The organism is Undibacterium sp. Ren11W (assembly GCF_049340485.1).
GTDB lineage: Bacteria > Pseudomonadota > Gammaproteobacteria > Burkholderiales > Burkholderiaceae_D > Undibacterium.
On sequence record NZ_JBMPPB010000006.1, the window covers coordinates 169,257 to 181,317 of the forward strand.

The 12,061-nt window shown below is 50.1% G+C and carries 12 protein-coding genes and 3 tRNA genes; 12 read left to right on the forward strand and 3 right to left on the reverse strand.

What is annotated here, in order from left to right; genetic code table 11:
• Positions 1–66 precede the first annotated feature (66 nt).
• From gltX to ACO0K8_RS14965, 6 genes are all read left to right on the forward strand, one after another.
• Positions 67–1,482 (forward strand): glutamate--tRNA ligase, encoded by a 1,416-nt coding sequence (gltX, locus tag ACO0K8_RS14940; RefSeq protein WP_422947456.1) that lies wholly within the window; start codon positions 67–69, stop codon positions 1,480–1,482.
• 72 nt (positions 1,483–1,554) lie between these two features.
• Positions 1,555–1,630 (forward strand) — tRNA-Ala (locus ACO0K8_RS14945).
• A gap of 135 nt (positions 1,631–1,765) precedes the next feature.
• Positions 1,766–1,841, forward strand: a tRNA-Glu gene (locus ACO0K8_RS14950).
• 137 nt (positions 1,842–1,978) lie between these two features.
• Positions 1,979–2,054, forward strand: a tRNA-Glu gene (locus tag ACO0K8_RS14955).
• Positions 2,055–2,337: 283 nt separating this feature from the next.
• Positions 2,338–3,888: a thioredoxin family protein gene (locus tag ACO0K8_RS14960; protein WP_422947457.1), complete on the forward strand. Its 1,551-nt coding sequence runs from the start codon at positions 2,338–2,340 to the stop codon at positions 3,886–3,888.
• Between the two features lie 69 nt (positions 3,889–3,957).
• A complete protein-coding gene (locus ACO0K8_RS14965; RefSeq protein ID WP_422947458.1) occupies positions 3,958–4,371 on the forward strand; it encodes a bacteriohemerythrin in 414 nt (137 codons plus the stop codon).
• A gap of 40 nt (positions 4,372–4,411) precedes the next feature.
• Here ACO0K8_RS14965 and rnhA read toward each other — a convergent pair whose 3' ends face one another.
• Both rnhA and ACO0K8_RS14975 read right to left on the reverse strand, forming a co-directional pair.
• Positions 4,412–4,846 (reverse strand): ribonuclease HI, encoded by a 435-nt coding sequence (rnhA, locus tag ACO0K8_RS14970; protein ID WP_422947459.1) that lies wholly within the window; start codon positions 4,844–4,846, stop codon positions 4,412–4,414.
• 81 nt (positions 4,847–4,927) lie between these two features.
• Complete coding sequence (locus tag ACO0K8_RS14975) at positions 4,928–5,689, reverse strand: class I SAM-dependent methyltransferase (protein ID WP_422947460.1); 762 nt, start codon at positions 5,687–5,689, stop codon at positions 4,928–4,930.
• 26 nt (positions 5,690–5,715) lie between these two features.
• On the opposite strand from ACO0K8_RS14975, the gene gloB reads away from it, so the two are divergent.
• The 4 genes from gloB to ACO0K8_RS14995 all read left to right on the forward strand — a co-directional run bounded on the left by gloB (position 5,716) and on the right by ACO0K8_RS14995 (position 9,039).
• A complete protein-coding gene (gene gloB / locus ACO0K8_RS14980; protein WP_422947461.1) occupies positions 5,716–6,501 on the forward strand; it encodes a hydroxyacylglutathione hydrolase in 786 nt (261 codons plus the stop codon).
• A gap of 71 nt (positions 6,502–6,572) precedes the next feature.
• A complete protein-coding gene (earP, locus tag ACO0K8_RS14985) occupies positions 6,573–7,760 on the forward strand; it encodes an elongation factor P maturation arginine rhamnosyltransferase EarP (RefSeq protein WP_422947462.1) in 1,188 nt (395 codons plus the stop codon).
• Between the two features lie 120 nt (positions 7,761–7,880).
• On the forward strand, positions 7,881–8,456 hold the full coding sequence (locus tag ACO0K8_RS14990) for an elongation factor P (protein WP_126128468.1): 576 nt from the start codon (positions 7,881–7,883) through the stop codon (positions 8,454–8,456).
• A gap of 325 nt (positions 8,457–8,781) precedes the next feature.
• Positions 8,782–9,039: a hypothetical protein gene (locus tag ACO0K8_RS14995; protein WP_422947463.1), complete on the forward strand. Its 258-nt coding sequence runs from the start codon at positions 8,782–8,784 to the stop codon at positions 9,037–9,039.
• A 106-nt stretch (positions 9,040–9,145) separates the two neighbouring features.
• On the opposite strand, the gene ACO0K8_RS15000 is transcribed toward ACO0K8_RS14995, so the two are convergent.
• The gene (locus tag ACO0K8_RS15000; protein ID WP_422947464.1) at positions 9,146–9,946 is read right to left on the reverse strand and encodes a spermidine synthase; all 801 of its coding nucleotides are present in this window, start codon (positions 9,944–9,946) and stop codon (positions 9,146–9,148) included.
• 168 nt (positions 9,947–10,114) lie between these two features.
• Here ACO0K8_RS15000 and ACO0K8_RS15005 point away from each other — a divergent pair, with 168 nt between their 5' ends.
• Entirely contained in the window at positions 10,115–11,335 is a 1,221-nt protein-coding gene (locus ACO0K8_RS15005; RefSeq protein ID WP_422947465.1) for an efflux RND transporter periplasmic adaptor subunit, read from the forward strand.
• Entirely contained in the window at positions 11,332–12,054 is a 723-nt protein-coding gene (locus tag ACO0K8_RS15010; protein WP_422947466.1) for an ABC transporter ATP-binding protein, read from the forward strand. Before ACO0K8_RS15005 ends, ACO0K8_RS15010 begins: the two co-directional genes overlap by 4 nt.
• Positions 12,055–12,061: the final 7 nt, after the last annotated feature.

Consider the following 12,061-nt stretch of genomic DNA (forward strand, 5'->3'; position numbering starts at 1 on the left):
TGCTCGCGCCTTTGATCTCTGTACTTGCCCAAGTATTTGATTATCGCCTTGCTAGCGCACCATCCCATGACTGCAGCCATCCCAACTACTCCCGTTCGCACCCGTTTCGCGCCTAGCCCGACGGGCTATTTGCATGTGGGTGGCGCACGTACCGCCTTGTTTAGCTGGGCCTACGCGCGTCACTTTGGCGGTACTTTTGTCTTGCGGATAGAAGATACCGATCTGGAACGTTCCACCCCCGAGGCGGTGCAGGCAATTTTGGATGGTATGAGTTGGCTCGGTTTGCAGCACGATGAAGGCCCGTTTTATCAAATGAAACGCATGGAGCGTTACCGCGAAGTGCTGGCCAAGATGTTAGCGGATGGCACTGCCTACCATTGCTATTCCTCGCCAGACGAAGTCGAAGCGATGCGTGAACGTCAGCGTATCGCAGGCGATAAGCCGCGCTACGATGGCACCTGGCGTCCTGAGGCTGGCAAGGTCCTGCCACAGGTACCAGCCGATCGTAAGCCCGTCATTCGTTTTAAAAATCCACTGGACGGTGATGTCAGCTGGCTCGATGTGGTTAAAGGTCAGATTACGATCAGCAACCGTGAACTCGATGATCTAGTGATTGCGCGCCCTGATGGCACGCCTACCTATAATTTTTGCGTTGCGGTCGATGATAATGACATGCAAATCACCCACGTGATACGCGGTGATGACCACGTCAACAACACCCCGCGTCAGATTAATATTCTGTTGGCGATAGGCGCTAAGCTGCCGCATTATGGCCATGTACCGATGATACTTGGTACTGATGGTCAGAAGTTATCTAAGCGTCGTGATGCGGTCAGTGTCATGGATTATCTCGATAAGGGTTACTTGCCTGAGTCTATGCTCAATTACCTGGCACGTCTGGGTTGGAGTCATGGCGATGACGAGGTGTTTTCTATAGAGCAGATGTGCAACTGGTTTGATCTTAGTCACTTGTCGGGATCTGCGGCGCAATTCAATCCAGAGAAGCTGGCGTGGCTGAATAATCATTACATCAAGGCTGCCGATAATCAAAGACTGGCAGAGTTGATCCGCCAACAGATGTTGGGTTTGGGAGCTGAATTTGAGAATGCCCCGGATCTTGCCGCGGTGGTCGGTTTAATGAAAGAGCGTGCCAACACCACCTTGGAGTTGGGCCTGGCTGCCATGCTGTTCTACCGCCAGCCACAAGCTGACGCTGCTTTGCGCGAGCAGCACATCAATGCCGCTGTTTTACCCGCCTTGCTTGAGTATGCGCAGGCCTGCCAAACGGTAGAGTGGAATAAAGCTGCCTTGGCTATCATGATGAAAGAAATTCTGGCCAAGTTTGCACTCAAGATGCCGCAATTGGCGATGCCTTTGCGCTTGCTGTTGACGGGGCAATTGCAGACCCCGTCTATCGATGCGGTCGTTGAGTTGTTCGGGCGCGAAGTGGTTCTGGCGCGTTTGAGTAAAATCGCCGAATAGTTCGAGATAAGCGCGACTAAGCCTTTACAAAACGAGAGAAATATTGGTATACTCTCGTTTCTGTTTTGCGCTGGGGGTGTAGCTCAGTTGGTAGAGCGCTTGCATGGCATGCAAGAGGTCAGCGGTTCGATTCCGCTCACCTCCACCAGTTCAAAGCAGAGTTTCATGCCTCTAGTTAAATGCAAGTAGTTTGCTAGTATCAAGAAAAGTGGTATATAATATTGCTCTTGCTTGTTTCAGTGCAGAGCAAGTTGTAAAAGGTCAGTAACACGGACAGATTATTGTCCCCATCGTCTAGAGGCCTAGGACATCACCCTTTCACGGTGAGTACAGGGGTTCGAATCCCCTTGGGGACGCCAAATTACTTTGATTTTTTAAATCAAAGTTTAAAAAAGCCCTGTTAGGTCGGGGCTTTTTTTATTTATGTCGACATGGCATAAATTGCTAAATAATATTTAGCTTGCAGCAAACAGGTCAGTAATACGGACAGATCATTGTCCCCATCGTCTAGAGGCCTAGGACATCACCCTTTCACGGTGAGTACAGGGGTTCGAATCCCCTTGGGGACGCCAAATTACTCTGGTTGAAGGTTGCATCAGAGTGTAAAAAAGCCTTGAGAAATCAAGGCTTTTTTATTTTCAATTTCATTTTTTTCGTCAAATTAAAGCCAAACCCATCGCCGACTAGTTTCTCGCTGAGACTACCGCCAGCGCGTTAACAGATGCGAAAAAAATATCCAAACGCATTCCTGCACTCTTGTTACACTTAGAACTTACACAAAATTGTACCAGCTAGGAGTACGCTTAAGTATGACATGGCGCTAGCAACAACCCTGCCCAACAAACGTTCAGAGATATGAAATTAATTTCGATAGTAGTTGCCACTAGCTTAGCTTTGGCTTATCCAAGTTTTGCTGCAGATCCGATCTCTGCAAAGTCTGAAAGCGCTGTGCACGCAGACATAGAATGGCGCAAAGATAATGATGTCGATGCTGCGTTTGCTTTCGCAAAGGCCAATAACAAGCCCCTGTTTTTATATTGGGGCGCGGTTTGGTGTCCGCCGTGTAATCAGGTCAAAGCGACTATCTTTAATCGCGCGGATTTCATCGATAAGTCGCGTCATTTCGTACCGGTTTATCTCGATGGCGATAGTCCTGGCGCGCAAAAGCTGGCGGCGCGTTTTAAGGTGCGCGGCTATCCTACGATGATTTTATTTAAGCCTGATGGTAGCGAAATCACACGTTTGCCGGGCGAGGTAGACGCCGAGCGCTACGTGCAGGTGCTGACGCGCGCCATGAGCGCTAGTCTATCGGTGTCCGATACCTTGAAGCTGGCCTTGGCAGGTAGCAAAAAACTCAATGTCGAGGATTGGAGTTTATTAGCCGATTATTCTTGGGATGATCCTGAGCAAAAACTCATTAGTAGTAAAGATTTAGCGTCTAGTTTGCTGCGCCTGTCTGACGCCTGCCCAGACAAGGCCAGTGCCACGCGCCTGTATCTGAAGGCACTGGTGCTTAGCGCTAGTGTTAAACCTGTTGAATCTGCGCCAGCGATCGATAAGCCGCAAGCGCTTGCCAAAGTGATTAAAGCGCTCTCCGAGAGTCGGGTTGCCAGAGAAAATATCGATCTTTTTACTGCGGCACCTGGCGAGGTCATAGTATTTCTCACAGCCGTCAATACCGAACCGCGTCGTAAATTAAGTCAGACATGGAATCTCGCTTTGATTAAATTGGCCGACGATACCAGCCTATCTAAAACCGATCGCTTAGGTGCGATCAGCGGGCAGATTGTTATTGCGACCTTAGCCAGCGCGCGCCCTGAGCTGTCTCTGCAAAAGAGTGTAGAAAAACGTGTAAATCAGATAGAGCGGGCCACCACCGATAGCTATGAACGTCAGTCGGTCGTCAACGCTGCCGCGCATGCTTTAGCGGATGCCGATTTACTCGATGCTTCCGACGTCTTGTTGAAGGCAGAGTTGAGTCGCTCACATTCGCCCTATTATTTCATGTCGAGTTTGGGTGCCAACGCCAAAAAACGCGGGGATAATTCGACTGCTCTTAATTGGTATGAGCAAGCCTACAACGCGGCTAAAGGGCCAGCGACACGCTTGCAGTGGGGTGTCAGCTATGTCAATGGCATTATCGAGTTGAGTCCGATGGACGAGGCCAGAATAGAAAAGACCGCGCAACAAGTCCTGGCAGAAGTGGCGACCACAGAAAATGCCTTCTTCGAACGCAATCGGACTGCCATGGAGCGAATGAGCAAAAAAATAGTCGAATGGAGTAAGGATGGAAAGCATCAGGCTACGCTGCAAAAATTGCGTAATCAACTCGATGGTATTTGTTCTAAATTACCAGCCAATGACAGTCAGCGCACTAGTTGTATGTCGTTGATGCAGAAGTCCTGATGAGCCTGCGTTAAAGAAAAAATCAGAAAAAAATCGAGTGAGTTGAATGTAAAAAAATAGCGGGGGACTATGGTTTTTTTTCAATGGACCGATGACATGAGAGTGGGAAATGGCTTGATTGATCAAGACCATTTGGAACTGGTGACGCTGGTCAATGAACTGTATGAGGCGGCCCGGGCGGGCAAGAGTGAAAGTCAGATAGCGATTACTTTGCAAAAGCTGTTTACCTATACGCAAGAGCATTTTCAGCGAGAAGAGTTATTGATGGAGCATATTCACTACTCTGAAATTGCAGAGCATAAAGAGCAACATCAGAAATTAATCGATCAAGTCTTGGTGCTGCAAAATGCCTTATCACGGGGCCGCGGTGAAGTCGCAAGCAGTACCGCTGAATTATTGCGTTACTGGTTGTTACATCATATACAGCGTACCGATAAAAAGTTAGCTACCGCGATCCAGCTTGCTGGATTGCCGGATTTGTAAAGCGCAGCTGACTAGATCACTGTTCGGCTAGCCTGGCTGTTTAGCGCACAGAATCAACACCGCGATTCGCGAGCTGATCGGCACGTTCATTGCCGGGATGACCAGAATGCCCTTTTACCCATTTCCAGTCTATCTTGTGGGTATTTCTTGCCTGATCCAGGGCTTGCCATAAATCGACATTTTTAACCGGCGTTCTGGCAGCTGTTTTCCAGCCCTTTGCCTTCCAACCTTGTATCCATTCGGTAATACCTTTGAGCACATACTGGCTATCGGTATGCAAAGTGATCTCGCAAGGACGTTTTAAAACTGTCAGTGCCTGTATGACTGCCATTAATTCCATACGGTTATTTGTACTGTCTTTTTCGCCGCCAAATAATTCTTTTTCTTTTTCTCCTGCGATCAATAGCGCCCCCCAACCACCGACTCCGGGATTACCTTTGCATGCGCCATCGGTGTAAATACTAATTTTATCCATCCTTAAAGCATCCTTTGTTCGTGTTCTGGTTTGTCAGTGCTTACTCAAAGCTACACCGCTGCAGGCAGTTTTTGAGACCTGCTATTTAGGTGTAAATTTATTCGCTTCGTTTGTTTTATTGGTCGCTGGTAATGCGCGCCCCCGCGGGAAGCGCTGAGTTTTCCATGCCGGGCCAATTAAGTGCATGCCTTTAACTCTTTTAATTGCCTGCATCATATACACAGAACCTAAATACGGCCACCACCGTGCGCCGAGATTTTCCATGAAGTTGAAGCGCTGCAGCCATAGTTCGGTTTGGAAAGGTGGTACATAGCATCCAAATTGGGCTGGCATGACCTCCATATTGAGTAGTTTTAGCCAATCCTTCATACGCAATGCGCTGATGAATTCGCCCTCTTTCGGCAAAAAATGATGACCCGTCATACGCCCCGTCAGTTGCCTGGCACCCCACAGGCTGGTGCGACTAAAGCCGCTAATAATTACGCGGCCCTCGGGTATGAGTATGCGCTCAACCTCGCGTAGGACTTGATGTGGTTCCGCGGCAAACTCGAGGACATGCGGCAATACCACCAGATCGATGCTTTGCGAGGCAAAGGGGAGTTCAGCAAAGTCGAGCAATAGGTCGCTCGTGGTAATGTTTTGCATGCTGGTGGTGGTGGCTAACCATTTGTTTGGCATGCGGCTGGCCGCGAGCGCTGCAATCTGTGGTTGCCCTATCTGTAGTGCGTTGTAGCCAAAAATGTCGGCGGTCAATTGATCCAGTCGCGCTTGTTCCCAAGCGCGGATATAGCTACCTGCTGGCTGCGCTAACCAAGTGCCTAAGTCTATAATGGGATGATTCACAGTTTCCAATATTGATAAGACCGTCTATGAAGAGTTCCCTCAGCATCTTAACCGTCCCTGCATTTGACGACAACTACCTATGGATTATCCATGATGGTCAACATGCTGTCGTAGTCGATCCGGGTGATGCGACTCCGATCTTAGCAGCATTGGCGCAGCATCGCTTGCAGCTCAGCGCTATTTTACTGACGCATCACCATGCAGACCATATCGGTGGTGTGCCAGAATTATTGCGACACGCTAAAGTGCCGGTGTACGGACCTAAAAATGACAAGATCGCTGTTGTTACCCATGCTTTAGTGCAGGACGATAGCGTCAGAATAGAGGACTTGGGTTTAGTTTTTAGAGTGCTTGATGTGCCAGGCCATACCGCCGGGCACATCGCTTATTTCGCGCCTGAGCAGCACTGGCTGTTTTGTGGTGACACCTTGTTTGCCGGTGGCTGTGGCCGCCTGTTTGAAGGCACGCCCAAGCAGATGCTGGCATCTTTGGATAAACTGGCGGCCTTGCCAGACGATACTTTGGTGCATTGCGCGCACGAATACACCTTATCCAATTTGCGCTTTGCGCTCGCGCTTGAACCTGGGAATGTCGCCTTGCAACAGCGCATGCTAAGCGCACAGACCATGCGTCAGCATGGCATCGCTACCGTGCCAAGTTTATTGGCATTGGAAAAACAAACTAATCCTTTTTTACGCAGTAGAGAAGTATCCATCGTCGCTGGCTTACTGGCTGCAGGGAAAATTCCCGCTATCCAGGATGAGCTTAGTCATTTTGCCGCCATACGCGAATGGAAGAACAATTTCGCGTAAGTTAAGAAACCCATCCTAATGAATATTCTTAGGCCAACGGCAAATAAAAAACCTTATCAGTTTCATCAAAAATGCATTTAGAAAAAGATACAACAAAATCCCTGGCGCTATTTTGTAAAGTCGTTGATAACTATGGCGACATCGGAATTTGCTGGCGTTTTGCCAGACAGTTGCAGCAGGAGCATGGCATCGTCGTGAGTTTATGGGTGGACGATTTAGTCAGTTTTCAACGCATTTGCCCGCAAGTCGCTATCGACCTCGAACAGCAAGTGATTGCTGAGGTACTGGTCAGGCATTGGCGCGATCAGGATGGGCGGTTTACGGTAGCTGATGTGCCGGATATCGTGATCGAGTTTTTTGCCTGCGATATTCCGCTGGGCTTAATTAGTGCCATGGCTGAGCGTACACCGCGTCCGGTCTGGCTCAATCTGGAGGGTTTGACGGCTGAAGAGTGGGTAGAAGGCTGCCATACTCTGTCGTCGCCGCATCCGCGCTTAGCGCTCACAAAATATTTTTTCTTCCCTGGTTTTACTGCAAAAACCGGGGGCGTGTTGCTGGAATCCGGCTTGCAGCAGGAGCGTCAGCAATTTCAGTCCGATCCAGTGGCTATGCATGCATTTTTGGCACAATTTGGTGTCACTGCGGCGCAGATGGAGAGTTTTAAGATCGCTTTGTTTTGCTATCCGCAGGCACCTGTCGCCGCTTTATTCGAGGCCTGGCAAACTGGTAATCGCCCGATTACTTGCCTGGTGCCGCAAGGTGTTGCGGTGGCGGCGGTGCAAGCCTTCTTGGGTGGTGAAGCGAGCGTGGGAGCCAGTGCCACGCGCGGCGCACTCAGTCTGCATGTGTTGCCGTTTATTCCCCAGACCGATTACGACAAGTTACTGTGGGCCTGCGATCTTAATTTTGTGCGGGGCGAAGACTCTTTCGTGCGTGCCCAGTTGGCTGCTAAGCCCTTTATCTGGCATATTTATCCGCAAGACGAAAACTTGCATCATATTAAATTACGCGCTTTCTTAGGTCGTTATGCGCTGGACGCCGAGCACTTATGCGCTCTGTCCTTAGCCTGGAATGCTGCCTCAACTGCAGACGCCAGCACCCTGGAGTGGTCGGACTTATGGCAACAATTCCTGGACGATATGCCAAAAATGAATGTGATGGCACTAAATTGGCAGCGCCAACTAGCCGCAAATGGTGATATGACCTCAAATTTACTAGACTTTGTCGACACACTTAAATTAGCTGGCGCGCAAAAATGAGGTAAAATGTGCGGTTAAATTTTAACGTATTTTAAAATTCAATCAAACGTGAGCTTGCGGTGTTGTTACCAGTAGGCGACAGATGATTTTTACGCAACCTACTTTTTACGTATATTTATTATGAAACCTGCAAAAGAAATTCGTGTTGGCAACATTATTATGGTCGATAGCAAGCCTATGATCGTGCTGCGTTCTGACGTCAATGGTTCAAGCCGCACGGGCTTCACCTACAAGTGGAAGATGAAGAGTCTGTTGACCAATAGTCCACAAGAAAACGTGTTCCGCGGTGATGACAAGTTTGATGTCGTGGTACTCGACAAAAAGCCAGTAACGTATTCTTATTTCGCTGATCCTTTGTACGTTTTCATGGATGCGGACTACGAACAGTTCGAAATCGAAGAAGAGAATTTGGGCGATGCACTGCATTACCTGAAAGATGGCATGGAATGCGAAGCGATTTTTTATGATGGCAAAGCAATTTCTGTTGAATTGCCAACTACTATTGTGCGCCAGATTATTTACTCTGAGCCTGCAGTCAAAGGTAATACTTCAGGCAACGTCTTGAAAGACGCGAAGATTGAAAATGCGGTTGAAGCGCATTGCCATAATGTTCAAGTGCCATTGTTCGTGAGCCAGGACGATATGATTGAAATTGATACTCGCACTAACGAGTACAAGCGCGTGATCCGCAACTAATTTTTTGCATTAAAAAACGCTGCCTATCCTTGCGATAGGCAGCGTTTTTTTTCGTCCGTCGCTTTCTGGCGGGGTAGGCGAATCTGGATATACTCCCCAACTTTTTTATGTAGATATCGTGGATGCGCATATCCTTTGCGCGCATTCAAAATATACTGGGTGGGAGTATTGCGGAGTAGGGGGTGATGCGCGACTGTAGCAAAGTAAAGGCTGATCGGACGAATTTAGCGGTAATGGCAGTTAACTTGAACATTCGCAAGAACTCTTCTATGCTGAATCTAGGCATTCCTCCGATCGCATTAGATTCAAAATAAGGGTGAGCATCATGGCAATCTCAGGCATTCAGGCAGCGTCAGCGCCACCTCCTGTCAAATCAGTTAGCACCACCGATATACAAAAAGCGGCGGCCGCCAAAGTCAATGCTCAGGTCAAACCGCCTGAGTCTACCCAAGCACCGGCAAAGCAAGCAGCGCCTGCTGCCAAGGCCGAACAAGTAAATAATCAGCCAGCGCCTAAACCGCCTGTGCCTTCTGTGAATACCAGCGGCCAAGTCACAGGGACCCGCATCAATACAACCGCATAAGCGCACTCTCAGCACTCTCCAGTGGTACCAGCAGGCATGCCGAATTAGCATCGCCTGTTTTTTTGTGTGCCTATGTTGGCTTGTGTGCGCTTATGAAAGCTTAAATTTAGGCTTCGGTATCCAGTGTCATCCATTCTTTCAGCCCATTTACCCAATACGGCGCCGGCAATTTGTAATTGACACGGATAATCGCGGCACGCTGGTAAAGGATAGTAAAGTCGATCGCTGGCGCACGTTTGAAGGCCAGCACCACAACATTGGCATCGTGTACTTCCGGCAACCATACTACTGCATCAAAGGCCGACTCCATCGCTGCCAGATTTTTAATGCGGTTCTTGGCACTGGAAAATAAATTCACCGTCATCATGCCGTCTTCGCTGAGACAATCGGCGCAGGCCTGATAAAACTCGGGGCTATCTAACACCGGGCCTTGTGCCTCAGCATCATACAGATCGACTTGCAGGATATCGAGCTTGCCATGGCGCGCCGGATTCATCACAAAATCGAGGGCGTTGGCTTCGATTACCTGCAGACGCGCATCGTTTTCGGGTAATTGAAATTGTTCATGGCAGATGGCGATCACATGCGGGTTGAGCTCAATCGCGCTTACTTTCGCTTCTGGAAAATAGCGGTAGCAAAACTTGGTCAGCGCCGCTGCGCCCAGACCGAGTTGCACGATGTGCGCCGGATTTTCTGCAAATAACATCCACATCATCATTTGCTGCACGTATTCCAGTTCTATCTGTTCGGGTACCGCCATGCGCATCGAGCCTTGGATAGCGGCATATGCGGTATCGCCGCTAAAATCATCGTTCAGGTGCAGCGAGCGTACGCCCCGAAATTCTGAGATGGACACTTCCGGATGGGTGGGATGTAATTCTGTTTTAGTACGAGATTTGCTGGACATGAGGTCTATCGAAGGCTGTCAATGGGGATACCGGGCGTATCCGCTGAAAGCGTAATTATCCCGTAAATTAAGGGATTCTAAAAAATATCGCACACATGGTGTTAAAAAGTTAATCAGTGTAAAATTCCTTCGCCAATTCACCTCCTTAATGATAGAAGCTGACATCCCATGACTGCGACTCCATCTGCGCCACCTTCGGCATTAAAGCAATTAAAAATCGACCGCGCTGGCAATGGGCCGGTCAAGAAACGCGCTTGGGGACGCTGGATAGCTCTGGCGCTAGTGTTGCTGGCGGCGGCAGGTTTTGTCCTCAAGCCGTCCAAGAATGAGGTGCAGGTGACTTCGGTAGTGACCACTTATCCCTCGCAGCAATATGCGCAATTAACCGCTTCCGGCTATGTCGTGGCGCAGCGCCGTGCAGCTGTTGCAAGTAAGGCAACCGGACGCTTAGTCATGCTCAATGTGCGTGAAGGCAGCCAGGTCAAACAGGGCGAGGTGCTGGCACGTCTGGATGCCAGCGATGTGCAGGCTGCTATCGCGCAAGCGCAGGCCGGCATCCGTCAGAGCGAGGCCGCAGTCGCGCAAGCCAATGTTGAACTGCTCAATGCTGAATCAGAGTTAAAACGTGCCATGGGTTTAAAAGCGCAAGGTTTCGTCTCGCCGCAAGCCTTGGATAGTGCGAACAATCGCGTCAATGCGAGTAGAGCGGCAGTGCGATTGAGTCAGTCTGCGGTGGCGGTGGCACAGGCGCAGCTTAAGGTGCAGCAGGTCAATCAGGATTTTACCGAGATTCGCGCCCCTTTTGATGGCGTAGTGCTTATCAAGAACGCCAATGTGGGCGACATTATCACGCCCTTTTCCAGCGCAGCCGGCAGTCAGGGCGCGGTCGTCACGATGGCCGATATGAGTACCCTGGAAGTCGAGGCCGATGTCTCGGAAAGCAATCTGGCCAAGGCCAAGATAGGCCAGCCGGTAGAAATTACTTTAGATGCCTTACCCGATACACGTTTTCGCGGCAGCATCGTCGGTATCGTGCCCACCGTGGATAGAGCCAAAGCGACTGTCATGACCAAGATCCGCTTTGAAAAACTGGACGCCCGTATCCTGCCTGAAATGAGCGCCAAGGTCACTATCCTGTCGCAAGCGGTAAGCGACGCCGATCAGCAAGCTTTGCTGGCGCTGAATCCCAAGGCGGTAGTCGAGCGCGATGGCAAAAAATGGGTGTTTCGCATCAAGGACGATAGCGTAGAAGCGGTTGCGGTGAGCTTGGGGCGTAAGATCGGTGACAATAGTGAAGTGACAGGTGCGCTCAAATCCGGTGATAAGCTCGTGCTGTCGCCCTCAGAAAAAATCAAGACCGGTGCAAAAATCGTGGTGGGGAGTAAATGAGCGCCAGTAGCGTCAACAGCGCCGACGCGCTGATCCGCATCCACCAACTCAATAAATCCTATGTGCGCGGCGGACAAGTCATTCCTGTGCTGGAGGGAGTCGACTTGGAGGTGCAGTCCGGCGAGTTTATCGCTCTGATGGGGCCTAGCGGCTCAGGTAAAAGCACCTTGCTCAATCTGATCGCCGGCATCGACAAGCCCACTAGCGGCAGCATACTAATCGGCGGCGTGAATATCGCCAATTTAAGCGAAGGCCAGTTGGCCGACTGGCGCGCCGCCAACGTCGGTTTTATCTTTCAATTCTACAATCTGATGCCAGTGTTGACCGCATTTGAAAACGTCGAACTGCCTTTGTTACTCACCAGTCTGTCACGCGCGCAGCGCAAGGAGCATGTCGAGGCGGCATTGGGGATGGTGAGTTTGACCGATCGCATGGATCACTATCCGAATGAACTTTCAGGCGGCCAGCAGCAAAGGGTGGCAATCGCGCGTGCGCTAGTCACTGACCCCACCCTGATCGTAGCCGATGAACCGACTGGCGATCTGGATAGGGTCACGGCGGGTGAAGTCTTGGATTTGCTGGAGGAGTTGCATAGCGATTTGGGTAAGACCATCGTCATGGTGACCCATGATCCTAAGGCGGCGGCACGCGCCAAACGCTTGATTCATCTGGAAAAAGGCGTCCTGGTGCCGGATGAAGCGGCCGTATCTGCGCACTAACGAAGCC